Origin of the sequence: Pseudomonas flavescens (assembly GCF_013408425.1) — a bacterium.
GTDB classification, from domain to species: domain Bacteria; phylum Pseudomonadota; class Gammaproteobacteria; order Pseudomonadales; family Pseudomonadaceae; genus Aquipseudomonas; species Aquipseudomonas fulva_A.
In genome coordinates this window covers 5,400,374-5,418,852 of record NZ_JACBYV010000001.1, presented here as the reverse complement: position 1 = coordinate 5,418,852, position 18,479 = coordinate 5,400,374, and the positions used below count along the sequence as shown (strand labels likewise).

Genomic DNA, 18,479 nt, shown 5'->3' with positions numbered 1-18,479 from the left:
ATACCGCGCAGGAAAGGGGTTGCGAACATATATCCGCTGATAATTATTTTCAATAAAAGGCGACCAGCGTTCTGCCTTGCCATCTCGGCACTCGCCGTAACGGCAAGGCAGCGCAGTCACCTATACTGCGTTGCCCTGATGGAGCGCTGCATGTTTCGCGATGCCTGGCGCCACGCGCCGACCCACCGCAAGGTCTGGGCGCTGGCTGCGCCGATGATCCTTTCCAACCTGTCCGTGCCACTGGTGGCGCTGGTCGACACGGCCGTGGTCGGCCACCTGCCCCATGCCCATCAGTTGGGCGCCGTGGCGGTGGGTAGCAGCCTGTATATCCTGATCGTCGGGCTGCTCGGTTTTCTGCGCATGGGCACCACGGGCTTCGCCGCCCAGGCTTGCGGCCGTGGAGATGGCGGCGCATTGCGTCAGGTGCTGGTGCAGGGCCTCGTGCTTGCCGCCTTGCTGGCGCTGACGCTCGGCGCGCTGGCCGTGCCCTTCAGTGGCCTGGCCCTGGGGCTGATGAATCCGTCGGCCGAGCTGGATGCCCTGACCCGCGACTTTCTGCACACCCGCCTGCTCGGCCTGCCGGCCGCACTGGCCAACTTCGCGTTGATCGGCTGGCTGCTCGGCGCCCAGAACGCCCGCGCGCCCCTGGTGATGCTGCTGGTCACCAACCTGCTGAACATCGTGCTGTCGCTGTGGTTCGTGCTGGGCCTCGACTGGGAAGTCGTCGGCGCTGCCCGCGCTGCGGTGCTGGCCGAATGGGGTGGGCTGCTGGTCGGCCTGGCACTGACCCGTGGCGCCCTGCGCCGTCATCCTGGCAGCACGCAATGGACGGCGATGGGCAAGTGGCAGAGCTGGAGCGCGCTGCTGGGCGTCAACCGCGATATCTTCCTGCGCTCTCTGGCACTGCAGGCGGTGTTTCTGCTGATCACCATTCAGGGAGCACGCCTGGGCGACGCCACCGTGGCAGCCAACGCGCTGCTGCTCAATGGTCTGCTGGTCACGGCCTATGCCCTGGATGGGCTGGCCCACGCGGTCGAAGCGCTGTGCGGCCATGCCATCGGCGCGCGCGACCGACTGGCACTCAGGCGCAGCCTGATCGTCGCCGGTTTCTGGTCGCTGCTGGCCAGCCTGCTTTTCGCGCTGCTGTTCGGCACGGGCGGCCACCTGTTCGTCAACCTGCAGACGGACATCCCGGTGGTCCGCGAAACGGCCGGGCACTACCTGCCCTATCTCGCCCTGTTGCCGCTGTTCGCGGTGTGGAGCTACCTGCTCGACGGCCTGTTCATCGGCGCCACCCGCGCTCGGGAGATGCGCAACGCCATGCTCGTGGCCCTGGCACTCGGCCTGCCAATCGCTCTCGCACTGCAGGGCTTCGGCAACCATGGTCTGTGGGTGGCGTTCCTGGCCTTCATGGCCCTGCGCGGCCTGACCCTGGGTGTACTAGCCTGGCGCCTTGCTCGTCGCGACCTGTGGATAACGGCGCGCAGCAGCGGCTGATTCGTGCAGGCATAAAAAAGCCCGCTGACAGGCAGCGGGCGTTTCCGCGGCAGGATGCTCAAGGCACCAGCGGCAGCTCGCGCTTGTGCTGGGTCTTGTCGTAGGTCTGCACGATAGCCTGGTAGGCCGACTCGTTGACGGGTTTGCCCTGCAGGAAGGCATCGATGTCTTCGTAGCTGACGCCGTGCACCTGCTCATCCGGAATGCCGGGGCGCTCGTCTTCCAGGTCCGCGGTCGGCACCTTCGAGAATACTGCGGCCGGAGCGCCGAGGCGTTCGGCGATCTGTCGCACCTGGCCCTTGACCAGGCCACTCAATGGCGCCAGGTCGCAGGCGCCATCACCGAACTTGGTGAAGAAGCCCATTACCGCTTCCGCCGCGTGGTCAGTGCCGATCACCAGGCCGTTGCGCGCGTTGGCCACGGTGTACTGGGCCAGCATGCGCATGCGCGCCTTGGTATTGCCGAGCACGAAGTCGCGGCGCGACGAAGTCAGCCCGCCCAGTTCGGGGATCTGCCCGGCCAACCCGCTGACTGCTGGGGCAATGTCGATGGTCAACACTTCGTCCGCCGCGATGAAGCCCAGTGCGGCCTGGGCATCGGCCTCGTCGTGCTGAACGTTGTGCGGCAGGCGAATGGCAACGAAGCGGTAGCCCTCATCCTGTTTTTCGCTGCGCAACTGCTCGACGGTGAGCTGCGCCAGACGTCCGGCGGTGGAAGAGTCCACACCGCCGCTGATGCCCAGCACCAGCACCTTGGTGTGCGAAGCGGCCAGAGTGGCCTTGATGAACGCGATGCGTTTGGCGATTTCGGCGTCCACGTCGGCGTCCGAGGTAAAGGGGGCGATGACGCCCAGGGCGGTGGCGATTTCGGCTTGTCGGTTGCTCATGGTGTCTCTCCCTTGGTCAGTTCGCGTCGAGGCGGAAAACATGCTTGAGATAGGTCACGAAGTTCGGATCGCGGCACTGGGTCTTGCCGGGCGTATCGGAAATCTTCGCCACGGGCTGGCCGTTGCAGTCGATCATCTTGATGACGATGTTCATCGGCTCGACACCCTGGATGTCACAGGTCAGGTTGGTGCCGATACCGAAGCTGACATTAATGCGGTCATGCAGCGCGCGGTACAGGTCAAGCGCCTTGGGCAGGGTCAGTCCGTCGGAGAAGACCAGTGTTTTGCCCTGCGGGTCGATGCCCAGTTTCTCATAGTGGGCGATGGCCTTCTCGGCCCATACCAACGGGTCGCCGGAGTCATGACGCAGACCGTCGAACAGCTTGGCGAAGTACAGATCGAAGTCCTGCAGGAAGCTGTCCATGCCAACCGTATCGGTCAGGGCGATCCCCAGCAGGCCACGGTATTCCTTGACCCAGCACTCCAGCGCCGCCTTCTGGCTGTCGATCAACCGAGGGCCTAGCTGCTGGTGGGCCATGAACCATTCGTGGGCCATGGTGCCCAGAGGCCGCAGTTCCAGCTCACGGGCCAGGTGCACGTTACTGGTGCCGACGAAACGGCCCGGGAAATCGTGCTTGAGGATGTTCACCACCTCTTCCTGCACGCGGTAGGAAAAACGCCGGCGGGTGCCGAAGTCGGCTACCTGGAAGCCCGCCAGCTCGTCGGCGGTGGCCTCGCCCTTGAGCCAGTCGAGCTTGCGGTACAGCTGCTCGCGCACCTGCTCGATGACCACTTCGCGGTAACGGTAGCGGTTGCGGACTTCCGAGACGATGGCCAGCAGTGGAATCTCGTAAAGGATCACGTGCAGCCAGGGGCCGCGCACCCGGATCGCCAACTGACCGGCCGCGTCGGTACCGACGTGCACGTAACGCATGTTGAAGCGGAACAGGCTGAGGAAGCGGATGAAGTCAGCCTTGATGAAGGGAATCTTCTCCAGGTAGGCCAGTTGATCCGGGGTGATCGAGGTGTTGACCAGTTGCTCGATCTGGTAGCGGATCTCCGCCAGGTAAGGCGTCAGATCCTCGTTGCTGCGGCAACGGAACTCCCATTCCACTTCGGCGTTGGGGTAGTTGTGCAGCACCGCCTGCATCATGGTCAGCTTGTAGAAGTCGGTATCCAGCAGATTCTGGATGATGCTTGGGGCGAATACGCTCTCACTCATGGTCATTCTCCTCGAGGCGGGCCAACTCGTTGTCGAGCGCTCCGCTATCGGCGCAGATGATGATGCCCTGCGCGCGCATCTGGTCGATGGCTTGCGTTGCGCCGGCTTCGGAAATGGCCCGGCAAGCCGGAAGATACAGCAACACCTGGAAGCCGGCGCCGCGCAATTGCAATGCGGTGTTCTGTACGCAGAAATCCAGGGCCAGGCCGCCGACCACCACCGCCTTCACGCCGGCGACCTTCAGGTATTCGATGACGCCCGTACTGCGCTTGCCGGCCAGGTCGTGAAAGCAGGCGCCGTAGGGGTGCAGATCGGGCTCGACGCCCTTCCAGACGAAGAAGTCGTAGTCGATCGGTGCAGGCAGTTCGTCCAGCAGCTCGAAGCCAGGCGTACCCGGTACGCAGTGGCTGACCCAGGTCAGGTCGGCGTTGGCATGGCTCAGGGGCTGGAGCATCTGCTCATGACGCTCCACCACCCAGATGGCGTTGCGGGCATGGGCGTCCTTGCTGCCCAGACGCAGGGTGCCACGACGCGCCATGTCGTTGAGCGGCGCGGCGATCTCATGGCCGCCTGCCACAGGCAACTCATCGGGGCACAGGCTGGTGAAGCCCTTTTGTGCATCGACATCGAACGTGGCGATCTTCATCTGACACCTCCTGCTGGTGGAGCCGCATCGCTGCGGGGTGGACACATATTCCACCAGGTGTATTATATCTGTCAACACCTGCTCACGAGGAGATTCGCGATGCTGTCGTCATCACTCCAGACCTTCGCCGCGGCCAGCGCCCAGCCAACGCCGCAACACTTCGCCATGGCCATATACGGTGGCGCCTTCGATCCGCCCCACGCCGGCCATGCCAGCGTCATCCAGCGCGCGCTGGACGTCGCGGATCGAGTGGTGGTGGTGCCCAGCTACCGGCACGCCGATGCCAAGCGAATGGCGGACTTCGCGCTGCGTTGTACCTGGGTCGAACGGCTGGCGGAGCGCTTCGGCGATCGCGTGGTGTGCTCTGCCGTGGAGCGCCAACTGGGTGCTGACGGCAACGTGATCTACAGCTACGACCTGATGAACCACATCGCCCAACAGCATCAGTTGCCAGCGCATTGCCTGGCACTGGTGATCGGCGAGGACAACCTCACCCGCCTGACCACCTTTTACCGGGCAGCGGAACTGCGCGAGCGATTCGGGCTGCTGGTGGCGAATGAGGAGATGACCGTGCACAGCAGCGCGATTCGCGCGATGATCGCTGCCGGGCAAAGCATTCCGGATGCATGGCAACTGCCGGAAATCCAGCCCGACATGACGATTTACAGGAGGGCCATGTGAGTTCTGTAGAAGTACTGGCGAGTGTCGACCTGATCGCCCTGCGCATGGATGCCGAGAGCCGGCAGCTACACCTTTTGCTGCACCGTCGCGAGCGCCAGCCCTTCATCGGGCAATGGGCGCTGCCTGGGGTGATCGTCAATGGCAGCACCCGCGACGCGAACCTGGAGGCGGCGGCCCATCGCGTGCTGCGCGACAAGGCCCAGGTCGTGCCACGACACCTGGAGCAGGTTGGCACCGAAGGCAGCGCCAACCGTGATCCACGGGGCTGGTCAATGAGCACCTACTACTTGGCGCTGCTGCCCCCGGACACTGAAACGGCCGATGAAGGCCTGCGTTTCGTGCCGCTGCAGGAGGTGCTGGCCGGGAACATCGCCCTGCCCTTCGACCACGGGAACCTGGTGCGCCTCAGCCTGGAAAGACTGGCGGGCAAATCGGTGTATACCAGCCTGCCCCTGTATCTGACCGCGCCACGCTTCACCGTGCTCGATGCCCTGAACGCAGCCCAGGCCTGCCTGGGCACCACAATCAACAACACCTCGTTGCGCAAACGCCTGGAGCGGATGAAGGAAGCCGGCTGGATTCGCGACACCGGGGAAAAGAATTTCCCGAAAATGGGCCGCCCTCAGCAGCTGTGGGAGCTGACCGAACAGGCCGAGGGCGTGTTCGTGTTTGACCGGAGTTTGTTGGCGGATCGCACAGGTATTTGATATCGCTGCTCGGAGCGACTGCGATGCTGCTGTTATGAAGGGCAGCAGAAGGCGAAAGCCGCCGTTCGCCGATCCACCGTGGGAGCCATCATCAAAGGCGATAGCCGCCTTTCGTAGTCGGGGGCCAATTGGTAGGCTGAAGCGGATCGCCGCCCGGCCCACCCTACAGCTGGTGCTGTGGGAGCCATCAATAGCCGCCGTTCACCGATCCACTGTGGGAGCGCGCCATGCGCGCGAAAAATCGCGGGCATGGCCCGCTCCCACGGATACGGCGCCGATGACCGCTTTTACCTTTTCTGATCGTTCCTCACGCTCCGCGTGGGAATGCCTGCAGGGACGCTCTGCGTCCGATGTCGAGGCCCGGCGGGCGCAGAGCGCCCTGGATTGGACTCCCACGCTGGAGCGTGGGAGCCATCAATAGCCGCCGTTCACCGATCCACTGTGGGAGCGCGCCATGCGCGCGAAAAATCGCGGGCATGGCCCGCTCCCACGGATACGGCGCCGACGACCGCTCTTGCCTTTTCCTAATCGTTCCTCACGCTCCGCGTGGGAATGCCTGCAGGGACGCTCTGCGTCCGATCTCGAGGCCCGGCGGGCGCAGAGCGCCTTGGCATGGCCCGCTCCCACGGATACGGCGCCGATGACCGCTTTTATCTTTTCTGATCGTTCCTCACGCTCCGCGTGGGAATGCCTGCAGGGACGCTCTGCGTCCGATGTCGAGGCCTGGCGGGCGCAGAGCGCCCCGGATTGGGCTCCCACGCTGGAGCGTTGGAGCCATCAATAGCCGCCGTTCACCGCTCCACTGTGGGAGCGCGCCATGCGCGCGAAAAATCGCGGGCATGGCCCGCTCCCACGGATACGGCTCCGATGACCGCTTTTGCCTTTTCCTGATCGTTCCTCACGCTCCGCGTGGGAATGCCTGCCGGGACGCTCTGCGTCCGATGTCGAGGCCAGGCGGGCGCAGAGCGCCCTGGATTGGACTCCCACACTGGAGCGTGGGAGCCATCAATAGCCGCCGCTCACCGGTCCACTGTGGGAGCGCGCCATGCGCGCGAAAAATCGCGGGCATGGCCCACTCCCACGGATACGGCGCCGATGACCGCTCTTGCCTTTTCCTAATCGTTCCTCACGCTCCGCGTGGGAATGCGAAGGTCAGATCGCTGATCCGCGCATCGTCGAAATGCGCCTCGAGCGGCTCGAAGCACTCATGCGGTGCGTGAGTGCGCGGGATGTCGGTCAGCGATTCGGCCCAGGCCAACGCCGCTGGCTCGGCATCACTGAAGTGCGCACTGATGCGCCAACCGCCTCGCCCTTTTCGGTATGCGCATACGCGCAGCATCTTCAGAAACAGGCACACGGTTGCAGGACAGCGGCAATCAACCTGCATCGCATGCAGAATGTCGAGGCTGGAAATGGCGGTGTCCTCAACGGCAATGGACGCTACCTTGAAGAGCTGCAGGCACCACAGGTAGAGTCAGGATCACCGAAAATCACTGATCCATCATTCGCCTTGGCGCATCGGCATGCGATCGATGGTGGCGAAGATCTTCTGCAAGTCTGCATCGGCGCCTTGCTGGATCTTCTTGCCGCCATCCTTGCCGACCAGAATGATCTGCGGTCGCTGGTTACCGGCATCCAGCGCCAACAGCAGGCGTTTGCTGGCGATGGCATCCAGGGGTTGATCGTTACGCTGGGCCTGGTTGCCCACCACGGTGTACAGCACCATGTCGCGTTCGACGAAGGCTTCACGGTTGGCAGGTTGTGCCAGGGCTTCACGCACCCGAACGAGCAGTGGATCGTTGGCATCGTCGGCGAGAAGGATCAACGGCCGGGTTTTCCACAGTTCGGCCTGGAGAGGATCGTCGGCAGCCGGAGCGTTCAAGGCAAATGCCGACAGCAGTAGAGCCAGAATGGCTTTCATCGCGATGCCTCCTTCACAGGTGATCGGAATACAGGCGCCAGACGGCTGGACTGGTGACCACGAGGCCAGCCGCGCAAAACGACTGCCCTCAAATCGCTCGCAAGCGAGCTCCTACAATTTCGCAATCTATCCGATCCCGTAGGAGCCGGCTTGCCGGCGATTTAGTCGCCATCAAGCCGGCTTGCAGAACAGTCACCACTCGCAAGCGAGTCCCGACACATCATCGGTTCTCAGTACGACAGGTACGACGAACGCGTCAGCCCCAGACGCAGCGCGTCGAGGAACTGGGTACGCTCACGGGCATTGATCTTGGCGCTGGCCACCTTGTCGCGGTAGTGGGTCATCAGCTCCTCGGGTGACAGGTGCACGTAGCGCAGCATGTCCTCGATGGTGTCGTGGGTTTCGATGCCCGCGTGATAGATGCTGCCGTCGGCGTTCTGGTAGATGTTCACCGAATCGGTATCACCGAACAGGTTGTGCATGTCACCGAGAATCTCCTGATAGGCACCGACCAGGAAGATGCCCAGCACGTAATCCTCGCCGTCGCGCAGTTCGTGGACCGGCAGGCTGGTTTCGATGGACTGCTCGTCCACGTACTGGTTGATCTTGCCATCCGAGTCGCAGGTCAGGTCCTGCAGCACGGCGCGGCGCAGTGGCTCTTCGTCCAGGCGATTGAGCGGCAGGATCGGCAGGATCTGGCCGATCGCCCAGGTGTCCGGCAGGCTCTGGAATACCGAGAAGTTGCAGATGTACTTGTCGGCCAGCTTGTCGTTGAGCTCGTCGAGCACTTGACGGTGCGAACGCTGGCGCGCCTTCAACTGGTTGTACAGGCGTCGGCAGATGGAGAAATAGCACTGCTCGGCGAGGGCCTTTTGCGGCAGGTCGAGCTTGCCGGCGGAGTATTGCCCGGCAGCCTCGCTGACGTAGTGCGTAGCACGCCAGTAGGTTTCGGCGACCATTTCCGGATCGCTGTCGTCGAGCAGATCGATCAGCACCTGCAGCACTTCCGGCTGCTCGATGCTGCGGTCGATTTCCGGCACGTCGTCGTTGTGTCGCTCGACGTCGGTCACCTGCACCAGCAACACGGCATGGTGCGCGGTCATCGCCCGGCCGCTTTCCGAGAAGATGTGCGGATGGGGGATTTCCTGGCGGTCGCAGAACTCCTTGAGCATGTCGACTACCGCATCTGCGTAGTCTTCCATGTCGTAGTTGATGGAGCTGGCGTTGCGCGAATGAGTACCGTCGTAGTCCACGCCCAGGCCGCCGCCGACATCGATGTGATCGACCGGCAGGCCGAGCGCGCGCAGCTCACCGTAATAACGGATAGCCTCACGGAAGCCCTTGCGGTAGTCGGCGATGTTGGCGATCTGCGAGCCCATATGGAAGTGCAGCAGGCGGATGCCCTGATCCAGGCCGGCCTTGCGGAAGCGCTCGACCACCGACAGCAGCTGCGCCGCGGAGAGGCCGAACTTGGACTTCTCGCCGCCGGTGTCGGCCCATTTGGAGGACGCCAGGGAAGACAGGCGAACGCGCAGACCGATCTGCGGCGCGACCTTGAGCTCGGCCGCCTCCTCGATCACCAGAGAAACTTCCGATTCTTTTTCGATGACGATGAACACGTTGTGGCCGAGCTTCTGGCCGATCAGCGCCAGGCGGATGAACTCGCGATCCTTGTAACCGTTGCAGACGATGGTGCCGCCCTTCGGGGCCAACGCCAACACGGCCAGCAATTCGGGCTTGGAACCGGCTTCCAGACCAATGGAAACGTTCTCGGTGGCGATGATGTTCTCCACCACCGCTTCCTGCTGGTTGACCTTGATCGGGTACAGCGCGGTGTAGCGGTTACCGTATTCGAGGCGCGCGATGCTGGCGTCGAAAGCGCCGGTCAGCTTGCGTACACGGTCCTGCAGAATGTCCGGGAAGCGCACCAGCAAAGGCAGCGACAAGCCACTCTGACGCAGCTCGTCGACTTGCTCGTAGAGGTCGATGGGCGAGCTGCCAGGCCCATTGGGACGGACCTCCACACGGCCTGCGTCGTTGATCGAGAAATAACCAGCGCCCCAATGGCGGATGCCATAGACACTGCGGCTATCGGCCACCGTCCATTGGCTTCCATCGTCCTTACGTGTGCGTCGTGCGGCCATCGAGGTCTCCCTTGTAGCGGATGGGCTGATGCTGTCGAATTACAGTCGACCGAGCATAGAGCCTGGAAATGACGATTGCTCGGCAGTGGACTGGCCGAGCCATCGGTAAGTTTAGAAAGTTGCCTGTTGCAGCGGCCATCAGCCGCCGGACTTCTTGGCCTTGAAACCACGTTTGAGCAGCTCGGCGAGCAGCAGCTCCACATGGTCGCCCTGGATTTCGATCACCCCCTCCTTCAGCGAACCGCCGCACCCACAGCGCTTCTTCAGCACCGAGGCCAGCTCCTTGAGCGGCTCTTCGGCCAGCGGCACGCCGCTGATGGTGGTCACCGTCTTGCCGCCGCGGCCTTTGGTCTCGCGGCGTACCCGGGCAATGCCATCGCCCTCGGGGATCGCCGTGCTCGAGCAGTTGCAGGCATCCACCGGCTGCCCACAATCCGGACAATGCCGGCCGGCGTCGGTGGAATACACCAGGCCACCGAGCCCGGCGGATGAAGAGGCTTTCTTGGCCACCGCGTTTTTCCTCAGTGGATTGGCGAAGCGGCGCAGTGTAACGACAAAGGCCGGCCATGCTAAGAACCGAAATGCGCCACAGGCTGATGGATTGGCGACTCACGCCCGGGCGATGGTGCGCATCGCTCGGAGGTCTGCGTTATCGCTTGGCCAGATAATGCTGCAGAGCCTGCAGCGAATCGGGACAGTAGGGCGTGTTGTGGGTATCGAGCAGCGCCGCCTGCACCGTCACGAAACGGGCCTCGAGCACTTCCTCGGGCTGCAGCACCAGCGGCGCGTCGGACACCGCCGAGAACACCGCACACCACAGGCGATTGTCCGGCTGTTCGAAGAAGAAACGCCCCTCGTCACGCAGCAGCGCATCATCGATACCCAGCTCCTCCGCCAGCTCGCGCTCGGCCGAGGCCAGGTAGCCTTCGCCCGCCGCGACCATGCCGCCAGCCGCCACGTCCCAGTAACCGGGATACACCGCCTTGCTCAGGGTACGTCGGTGCACGCAGAGCTCACCGGCCGAATTGAACAGCAGGATGAAGGTACCGCGACCGATCAGCCCCCGGCTACGCAGCTCGGCGCGCGGCAGCGCGCCGAGTACCCGATCCTGCTCGTCGACCCAGGCGATCAGCTCGGCATCCGAGGCGGCGCGGTGCGCTACCTCGGCTTCGGCGATAGCCATCGATCAGCCCTGGGAGAGCAGTTGGCGCAGATCGATCACCGCCGCGTTGGCACGCGAGATGTAGTTGGCCATTACCAGCGAGTGGTTGGCGAGGATGCCGTAACCACTGCCATTGAGCACCATCGGGCTCCACAGCGTGGCCTGGGCCGCCTCCAGCTCGCGGATGATCTGCCGCACACTGACGGTGGCGTTCTTCTTGGCCAGCACGTCGGCGAAGTCCACTTCGATGGCGCGCAGCAGGTGCGACAGTGCCCAGGCCTGACCGCGCGCCTCGTAGAACACGTTGTCGATTTGCAGCCACGGCGTCTCATAGGTGCGCTCAGTGACTTCCGGCACCTGACCTTCGGCCAGCTGCGTGGTCTCGGTCACTTCGCTATTGAGGCGTACCTGACCGACGCTGGCCGACAGGCGCTGCGACAGCGAGCCGAGACGGGTGGCGACATCACCGAACCAGTTGTTCAGGTTATCGGCACGGGTGTAGAAACGCGCGCCCCCCTGGCCCGGCTCGGACAGACGAGCCAGGTAGCGGTCCAGGGAACCGATGCCGTCACGGTATTCCGACTCGGCGGCAGGCAGCGCCCAGCTGCGGTGATCGAAGTTGAAGCGCGGCTCGGCACGAGCCAGGTCGCCGTCTTCGGTCGATTGCGACTGGGAACGCGCGAAGTCCTTGCGCAGCGCACGGGAGAAATCGCGCACCTGCACGAGCACGCCATATTCCCAGCTCGGCATGTTGTCGAGCCACAGGCCCGGAGGAGCCAGATCGTTGGAAAGAAAACCGCCCGGCTTGTCGAGCAGGGTCTCGGCGACCTGCTTGAGCGTTTCCACCGAGGTATAACCGTTGACCACCTGACGCTGACTGCTTTCGGCTGCGGCCTGGACGCGCTGCTGCACGGGGAACATGTCAGGTTCCTGACTCCAGTACCAGCCGACGACCAACGCGATCAGCAGGTAAGCACCCAGCAAGCCGACGACCAGCCCACCAAGCCGGCCACCGGTGCGACGGCGTGTTCCAGCGGTAGCGCCATCGTCGGCACTGTGCGTGCCGGAGGTGCGGTTCTTCCAATCGAGCATGGCGATTATCCTTTGATCTGCGACGTACAGGGCTTCGACCACAGGGCACTAGCAGGGTTGCGCTAATACTTGCGCGCACATGCCCGGCAGTGAGCCTACGCTGCTCACTATAAGGGAAGCCCGCCTCACTGCGCAGCGCAACAACCTGTTCACGACGTGAAAGCGTCATGAATGGAGGAGACGGGGCAGGTCCGGAACCATCCCGGCCGATCAAGGGTCGGTTTGGGGCTATCCGTGTTGCATGGCCCATCGTGCGGGGCGATTCACAGCATTGACGCCAAAGGAATGGCAAAATATCCATCCAGTGATAGCATGAAGCCACCACTCGGTAGCGATTCGCCGCCACTAGCAGATTAAAGGCCAATGACCGAGCAAGAAGACCCCAGCCGCGACCGGCTCAAGCAGCATTTCGCCCAGCGTGTCATTCACCAGGCCCGGCAGGTTCTGGAGGTATGGCAGCGCCTGCAGCGTGCCGAGTGGAACGATGCCGGCATGCAGGAGCTGCTCGAGGCAGCGCAATTGCTGCAGCGCTATGCCGAACGCTTCGAGCAGGTCGAGCACCGTGGCCTGGCCCAGCGTATCGTCGCCTGCCTGAGTGCGGTGAATGCCAACCGTGGTCGCCTCAACAGCGACGTGATCAGCGAGCTCAACCAGTTGATGCAACGTTTGTCGCGTACCGGGCTACGCCATGGCGATCGCTTCGAGCAGACCACCCTGCCGCCGCTGCGCAAACCGGTCTACCTGGCGCTTCAGCACCTGGAGCGTGCCGAACGCCTTGCCCAGCAACTGGAATTCTTCGGCATGAACGCCAAGCCGCTGGACACGGCCAACGCCTTCCGCGCCGCGATGCTCGAGCGCCACCCGGCCGCCATCCTGATGGAAATAGATTTCGCCGGGCCAGGCAACGGCCTGGTTCTGGCCCAGGGCGTGCAGGAAGGGCTGCAGGACAAGATTCCGCTGCTGTTCTACAGCCATGAAGACACCGACACCCCAACTCGCCTGGCCGCGGTGCGTGCCGGCGGCCGCGAGTTCTTCACCGGCACCCTGGACGCTTCCAGCCTACTGGAACGTATCGAGGTCCTGACGCACGTCGCCCAGTACGAACCCTATCGCGTACTGATCGTCGATGACTCCCGGGCTCAGGCCACCCACACCGAGCGCGTGCTGAACAGCGCCGGCATCGTCACCCGCACCCTTACCGAGCCGATCCAGGCCATGGCCGAACTGGCCGAGTTCCAGCCGGACCTGATCATCCTCGACATGTACATGCCTGCCTGCAGCGGCACCGAGCTGGCCAAGGTGATCCGCCACAACGACCGCTACGTCAGCGTGCCGATCATCTACCTGTCCGCCGAAGACGATCTCGACAAGCAACTCGACGCCATGAGCGAGGGCGGCGATGATTTCCTGACCAAACCGATCAAGCCGCGTCATCTGATCGCCACGGTGCGCAACCGTGCCGATCGTGCACGCAACCTCAAGGCTCGCATGGTGCGTGACAGCCTCACCGGCCTGTTCAACCACACCCACACCCTGCAATTGCTCGAAGATGCCCGCTTCCGCGCCCAGCGCGATGGCCAGCCACTGAGCTTCGCCATGCTCGATATCGACTACTTCAAGAAGGTCAACGACAACTACGGCCACCCCATGGGCGACCGGGTGATCAAGAGCCTGGCGCTGTTTCTCAAGCAGCGACTGCGCAAGAGCGACTGCATCGGTCGTTACGGTGGCGAGGAATTCGCCGTGGTGATGCCCAATACGGACGCCCGCACGGCTGCCAGGGTGCTCGACGAAGTGCGCAAGCGTTTCGCGGAAATTAACTACCCTGCACAGCCTCAGGATCTCAGTTGCACCTTCAGCGGCGGCATCGCCGAGCTGCGCGACGATCTCGATAGCAAACACCTGTCGCAACGCGCCGACGAGGCGCTTTACCGTGCCAAGAATGGCGGTCGCAATCGCGTCGAGATCTACGACTGAACACGTCCCTCGTACCCTGTGCAGCGGGGTAGCCCCGCAGCGCGACTGCAGCATGAAGACGCCACAAGACTTCGCGTCGCTCGAACGGCGCCATAATTGTGACAGGGCGCACGGCGTCACACCCCTGTCATGAAGGCGCAATAACTTACCGACACAGCCGCACTGCATGGCGCAGTGCCAGCACCGTTCCGTCGTCGGTCGAGCCCCATGCGCCTTAAATCACTTACCAATCTCAACACCCTGCTGCTGGTCGGCGTCGGTATCGCCCTGGCCTGCACGCTATGGTGGTCACAGCGGGCACTGGAGCGCCCCTACGTACTGATGGAGCAGTATCTGGGTCTGTCCCAGCAATTTCAGCGCGAAGCCGCAGGCAACATCTTCGGCTACCTGGAAAGCGGCGATGCCCTGCGCCACAGTGCCGCACTGCAAAGCCTCGACGCCCTTCAGGAGAAGGTCGCCCAGTTGCCAGCCAACCTCGCTGGCGATCTGGGCAACAGCCTCAGTGACCTGAAAACCTTTGCCGCCGACCAACTGCTCGCCGCCGGCAAGCTGTCCGGAGATCCCCAGGGTCTGCTGATCCAGGCAGAGCGGGAAATGGCCGGTGCCCTGTCGCAAATCGCCAGGTATGCCGATGAAGGCCAGGGCGACGCGGCGCAAGCCTATGGCCGCCCCCTGTTCGAAGCTTCCCAGCACCTCGCCCGCCTGGCGCTGGCCCGCGACAAGCTGGTCAGCAGCGGGCGCAGCGAACTGGCAGCGGACGTGGAGCGTGAGGTGCAGTCGCTGCAGGAGATGGCGAAGACCATCGAAGGCCTGGCACTGCTTGGCGTCACCGATGAAGCAGCATCGGGCGGTAACGCTTTCGCGTCGCTGATGGGGCTGGACAGCGACAGCCTGGAGAGTGAGGCGCAAGACCGCGGCATCGCCCTGAAACGGGAGCTCAACAGCCTGCTCGGTCGCTACCCGGGCGAGCTGAACCGCACCCGCGCCCTGATCGAGCAACGTGCCCAGCTGGCCGCCGCCACCCGGGCCCGACTGGATGCGGTGCAACAGTCATTCACGACCCTGGAACCCCAGGTGCGAGCCGAACATGGCCGCATTCAGGGCGAAGTGCGCCTGATCCTCGGCGCCATGGTCGCTCTGATCCTGCTCATCGCCTTGATCATCGACACCCTGCAGCGTCGCCTCAGCCGCCTGCTCGAACGCCTGGTGCCTGCACTCTCGGCCTGGGCAGCAGGGGATTTCAGCAGCGACGTGCATCTGGCCACCAATACCCGAGAGCTGCGTGATATCGAAGAGTCGCTGAATCGCCTGCGCGCCTACCTGGTCGATCTGGTGGGCACCATTCACCAGCATGCCGGCCAGGTCTCGGCCTCCAGCCGCACCCTGGCCGACCTCAGCGGTGGCCTGCACGACGGCGCCGAACGCCAGGCCAGCGACACCGCGCAGATCCGTGACGCCCTCGGCGAGCTGGAAGCGACCATCCTTCAGGTCGCCGAGGACGCCAGCCAGACCGCGACCGCCGGGCGCGATGCCGACCGTGCCCTGGCTCAGGGTCAACTGGTCATCGGCAACAGCCTGACCGGCCTGCATGCGCTGGTCGAAGAGGTCCAGGGCAACGCCCAGGCCATCGAGCGCCTGGCAGAGGAGACAGGCACCATTGGCAGCGTACTGACGGTTATCCGCAGCATTGCCGAACAGACCAACCTGCTGGCCCTCAATGCCGCCATCGAAGCGGCTCGTGCGGGCGAGGCAGGCCGAGGTTTCGCCGTGGTGGCAGACGAAGTACGTACGCTGTCGCTACGCACCAGCGCTGCCACCGCACAGATTCAGGATGTCATCGGCCGCCTGCAGCAAGCCGCCAACGGCTCACTGCTGGCGATGCGCAGCCAGGTCGAACATGCCGAAGCCACAGCCAACCAGGCTCGCACGGCAGACGGTGCCCTGGATGAAATCGTCAACGCCATACGCACCATCGCCAGCATGGCCGGACGTATAGCCGATGCCACCGCTTACCAGGGCAGCGCAGTCAGCGAAATCCGCGATCACAGCGAACGCATCCACCAACTGGGCGGTGACAACCTGCTTCGCATCAGCCAGGGCCGCGAACAGAGCAGTGAGCTGCAGGAGTTGAGCGGCCAGTTGAATCAGGCCGTACAGGCCTTTCGCGTGTAAGCGAAGAAAAAGGCGATAGCCGCCGTTCGTTGTCGGGCGCCAATTGGTGGGCTGAAGCCCACCCTACAGCCGCGCATCTAACTGCCGGGGGGGGGGCGGGCGGCGATCCGCTTTAGCTGTGGGGTGGGCTTTAGCCCACCGGATCGAATGTCCGCTGTCGTCTTGGACCTTGCACATGCACGGCCTTATGCCGCACAACTCCCCAGGGGCAGGCGTCCTCAAGCCAGCGAGCTGTAGGGTGGGCTTTAGCCCACCGGATCGAGTGTCCGCTGTCGTCTTGGACCTTGCACATACGCGGCCTTATGCCGCACAACTCCCCAGGGGCAGGCGTCCTCAAGCCAGCGAGCTGTAGGGTGGGCTTTAGCCCACCGGATCGAATGTCCGCTGTCGTCTTGGACCTTGCACATACGCGGCCTTATGCCGCACGGTCATCCGCCAGAGCGGACCGATCCGGGCTGGCGCAACCGTCACTTACAGCACGCCCCATGGCATGCGGCGCTGGCTCCGTTATGATGGCGCGATTCACGCCGTACGAGATCCCCATGCCACGTTTCCTCTGCCTGCTGTTGTTGCTCGTCGCTCTGCCTGCCAGCGCTGGCGTTTTCGACAGCCGCCCGAATGCCGCGCCGCTCGGCCAGGCGCTGAACAACAGCGACGATTTCCTGCCCGTGCGCGAGGCATTCAAACTGAGCCTGGTGAGCAGTTCGCCAACCTCGGCGACCGTGCGCTTCGTCGCGGCCGAGGGTTATTACCTCTATCGCCACCAGTTCAAGTTCAAGGTCGAGCCTGCTGCTCTTGCTGGCGCTGCCGTGAACGTGCCGGAAGGTCTGCACAAGAACGACCAGTACTTTGGCGACGTGCAGGTGTTCTACGAGGTGCTGGATGTCGACGTGCCGCTCGACAATCCGGACAATCGCCCTCTCAACATCGCCGTCACCTACCAGGGCTGCGCCGACAAGGGCCTGTGTTACCCGCCGGAAACCGAGACACTGGCCATCAATGGCGGGGTTGACGGTTCGAGCGGCGAAGCGTTGCCGAGCAAAACTGGCTGGAGCTGGGTGGACCTGGCGCTGATGTTCGCGGCTGGCCTGACGCTGACCTTCACACCCTGCGTGCTGCCCATGCTGCCGATCCTCTCCGGCGTGGTGCTGCGCGGCCGCCCGAGCAGAAGCCGTGGGCTGGCGCTGTCGCTGGCCTACGTGCTGCCGATGGCTGCCTGTTATGCCGCGCTCGGTGCCCTGATGGGGCTGTTCGGCGCCAAGCTCAACCTGCAGGCGATGCTGCAATCACCCTGGATTCTGGTGCCATTCGCGCTGTTCTTCGCATTGTTCGCGGTGGCCATGTTCGGCGTCTTCGAACTGCGCCTGCCGGCCTTCATTCGTGAGCGCCTGGACCGCAAGGCCGCACAGACCCAGGGCGGCACCCTGGCCGGCGCGGCGACCCTGGGGGTGCTTTCCAGCCTGATCGTGTCCCCCTGCATCACCGCGCCATTCACCGCGTTGCTGCTCTATATCAGTAGCACGGGGGATGCCGTTGGTGGCGCGTTGCAGCTGTTCGCTCTCGGTTTGGGCATGGGCACGCCGCTGGTGATCTTCGCAGCGGGCGGCGGCGCACTTCTGCCCAAATCCGGTACCTGGATGGTCGCCGTGCGCAACGCCTTTGGCGTGATGCTGCTGGCAGTCTCGGTGTGGCTGCTCGAGCGGGTGCTGCCCGGTCACCTGTCGCTGGCGCTGTGGGGCCTGCTGGCCGCAGGCGTCGCGCTGTTCCTTGGCACGCTGGAGTTCACGCCCAAGACCCCGCGGGGCAAACTGGCGCAACTCGTGGGGCTGGCCTTGCTGCTCTACGCCCTGACAGCCTGGACAGGAGCCCTGCAAGGCCGCGACGACCCGCTGCGACCGCTGGGCAGCGGTTTGCCTGGCGCCTCGCAGAGCAGCGCGACGGCTGGCAGCTGGCAAACCGTCAGCACCCCCGCCGAACTGGATGCCGCCCTGGCGCAGGCCAAGGGCGCAGGCCAGCCATTGCTGCTCGATTGGTACGCTGACTGGTGCATCAGCTGCAAGAAGATCGAGCGCGAGGTATTCAATTCGCCACAGGTAGGCCCGCAACTGGCCGACTATCATTTGCTGCGTTTCGACATGACCGACAGCACGGCGGCCCAACGTGCACTGCTCGATCGCTACCAGCTGTTCGGCCCGCCAGCTATCCAGATGTTCGACGGCAGCGGCGAGGAATTGCACGACCTGCGGGTGGTCGGCGAGATCGACGCAGCTGCATTTTCCGAACGCCTGGGCCGGGCACGAGAACGATTTTAAGCAATTCGGTCACATATCCGGCCAACCCTGCACGGATCGTGCTGACTACTCCCGAAAACT

The 18,479-nt window shown here is 63.8% G+C and carries 14 protein-coding genes; 6 read left to right on the top strand and 8 right to left on the bottom strand.

What is annotated here, in order from left to right:
* Window positions 1-150: 150 nt before the first annotated feature.
* Window positions 151-1,497: an MATE family efflux transporter gene (locus tag FHR27_RS24210; RefSeq protein WP_179539766.1), complete on the top strand. Its 1,347-nt coding sequence runs from the start codon at window positions 151-153 to the stop codon at window positions 1,495-1,497.
* A 58-nt stretch (window positions 1,498-1,555) separates the two neighbouring features.
* Here FHR27_RS24210 and nadE read toward each other — a convergent pair whose 3' ends face one another.
* The 3 genes from nadE to FHR27_RS24195 are packed head-to-tail and all read right to left on the bottom strand — an operon-like array spanning window position 1,556 to window position 4,251.
* Entirely contained in the window at window positions 1,556-2,383 is an 828-nt protein-coding gene (gene nadE / locus FHR27_RS24205) for an ammonia-dependent NAD(+) synthetase (RefSeq protein ID WP_179539765.1), read from the bottom strand.
* Window positions 2,384-2,399: 16 nt separating this feature from the next.
* Window positions 2,400-3,605, bottom strand: a complete 1,206-nt coding sequence (gene pncB, locus FHR27_RS24200; RefSeq protein WP_042556539.1) for a nicotinate phosphoribosyltransferase — start codon at window positions 3,603-3,605, stop codon at window positions 2,400-2,402.
* Window positions 3,598-4,251 carry an isochorismatase family protein gene (locus FHR27_RS24195; RefSeq protein WP_179539764.1) on the bottom strand — a complete coding sequence of 218 codons (654 nt, stop codon included), beginning with the start codon at window positions 4,249-4,251 and terminating at the stop codon, window positions 3,598-3,600. The genes pncB and FHR27_RS24195 overlap by 8 nt, the downstream gene beginning before the upstream one ends.
* A gap of 99 nt (window positions 4,252-4,350) precedes the next feature.
* On the opposite strand from FHR27_RS24195, the gene FHR27_RS24190 reads away from it, so the two are divergent.
* Together FHR27_RS24190 and FHR27_RS24185 are read left to right on the top strand one after the other, a co-directional pair.
* The gene (locus FHR27_RS24190; protein WP_179539763.1) at window positions 4,351-4,932 is read left to right on the top strand and encodes an adenylyltransferase/cytidyltransferase family protein; all 582 of its coding nucleotides are present in this window, start codon (window positions 4,351-4,353) and stop codon (window positions 4,930-4,932) included.
* The gene (locus FHR27_RS24185) at window positions 4,929-5,639 is read left to right on the top strand and encodes an NUDIX hydrolase (protein WP_179539762.1); all 711 of its coding nucleotides are present in this window, start codon (window positions 4,929-4,931) and stop codon (window positions 5,637-5,639) included. The genes FHR27_RS24190 and FHR27_RS24185 overlap by 4 nt, the downstream gene beginning before the upstream one ends.
* Before the next feature lie 1,501 nt (window positions 5,640-7,140).
* On the opposite strand, the gene FHR27_RS24180 is transcribed toward FHR27_RS24185, so the two are convergent.
* The 5 genes from FHR27_RS24180 to FHR27_RS24160 form a co-directional block, all read right to left on the bottom strand.
* On the bottom strand, window positions 7,141-7,560 hold the full coding sequence (locus FHR27_RS24180) for a DUF4174 domain-containing protein (RefSeq protein WP_179539761.1): 420 nt from the start codon (window positions 7,558-7,560) through the stop codon (window positions 7,141-7,143).
* Window positions 7,561-7,790: 230 nt separating this feature from the next.
* Window positions 7,791-9,704: an arginine decarboxylase gene (speA, locus tag FHR27_RS24175; RefSeq protein WP_042554523.1), complete on the bottom strand. Its 1,914-nt coding sequence runs from the start codon at window positions 9,702-9,704 to the stop codon at window positions 7,791-7,793.
* A 138-nt stretch (window positions 9,705-9,842) separates the two neighbouring features.
* Entirely contained in the window at window positions 9,843-10,214 is a 372-nt protein-coding gene (locus FHR27_RS24170; protein WP_179539760.1) for a translation initiation factor Sui1, read from the bottom strand.
* 139 nt (window positions 10,215-10,353) lie between these two features.
* The gene (locus FHR27_RS24165) at window positions 10,354-10,887 is read right to left on the bottom strand and encodes an NUDIX hydrolase (RefSeq protein ID WP_042554521.1); all 534 of its coding nucleotides are present in this window, start codon (window positions 10,885-10,887) and stop codon (window positions 10,354-10,356) included.
* 3 nt (window positions 10,888-10,890) lie between these two features.
* Entirely contained in the window at window positions 10,891-11,958 is a 1,068-nt protein-coding gene (locus FHR27_RS24160) for a DUF2333 family protein (protein ID WP_042554520.1), read from the bottom strand.
* Between the two features lie 363 nt (window positions 11,959-12,321).
* Here FHR27_RS24160 and FHR27_RS24155 point away from each other — a divergent pair, with 363 nt between their 5' ends.
* The 3 genes from FHR27_RS24155 to FHR27_RS24145 all read left to right on the top strand — a co-directional run bounded on the left by FHR27_RS24155 (window position 12,322) and on the right by FHR27_RS24145 (window position 18,419).
* On the top strand, window positions 12,322-13,935 hold the full coding sequence (locus FHR27_RS24155) for a diguanylate cyclase (protein WP_042554519.1): 1,614 nt from the start codon (window positions 12,322-12,324) through the stop codon (window positions 13,933-13,935).
* Window positions 13,936-14,142: 207 nt separating this feature from the next.
* Window positions 14,143-16,107 (top strand): methyl-accepting chemotaxis protein, encoded by a 1,965-nt coding sequence (locus tag FHR27_RS24150; RefSeq protein ID WP_042554518.1) that lies wholly within the window; start codon window positions 14,143-14,145, stop codon window positions 16,105-16,107.
* A 542-nt stretch (window positions 16,108-16,649) separates the two neighbouring features.
* Window positions 16,650-18,419 (top strand): protein-disulfide reductase DsbD, encoded by a 1,770-nt coding sequence (locus FHR27_RS24145; protein WP_179539759.1) that lies wholly within the window; start codon window positions 16,650-16,652, stop codon window positions 18,417-18,419.
* The last annotated feature ends 60 nt before the right edge of the window (window positions 18,420-18,479 follow it).